This is a genomic window from Ruminococcus sp. CAG:379, assembly GCF_000434255.1.
Lineage (GTDB): Bacteria > Bacillota > Clostridia > Oscillospirales > Ruminococcaceae > Ruminococcus_F > Ruminococcus_F champanellensis.
On the sequence record NZ_FR894858.1, the window covers coordinates 34,550 to 34,782 of the forward strand.

At 55.8% G+C, this 233-nt stretch carries 1 protein-coding gene and 1 pseudogene (1 of these 2 cut by a window edge); both read left to right on the forward strand.

The features are described from left to right. A pseudogene (locus tag QVO51_RS03645) lies at nucleotides 1–129 on the forward strand (glutamate 5-kinase); the annotation flags it as partial. 47 nt (nucleotides 130–176) lie between these two features. Continuing rightward, a protein-coding gene (locus QVO51_RS03650; RefSeq protein ID WP_022357281.1) for a glutamate-5-semialdehyde dehydrogenase crosses the window boundary here: on the forward strand, nucleotides 177–233 show its 5' portion. The gene runs 1,221 nt beyond the window's last position; 57 of the gene's 1,278 nt are visible here — the first part of the coding sequence; it begins with the start codon at nucleotides 177–179; its stop codon lies off the right edge, out of view.

A 233-nucleotide genomic window follows, 5' to 3' on the forward strand; every position in this document is an offset into this window, starting at 1 on the left:
AACGCTGCCAAGATCGCCACTGCTGCCGGCATAGACATGGTGATCCTCAATGGCAGCCAACCGGAGCTGCTGTACGATTTGTTTGACGGCAAGCCGGTAGGCACACGTTTCCTGGCAAAGACGAACTGACGATGCTCAACGCTGCCCTGTGCAGCCGACAAGAAAGGAAGGTTTATATGACTGACATACTGGAACTGGGAAAACGGGCACAGGCGGCTGCACCTGCCATAGCC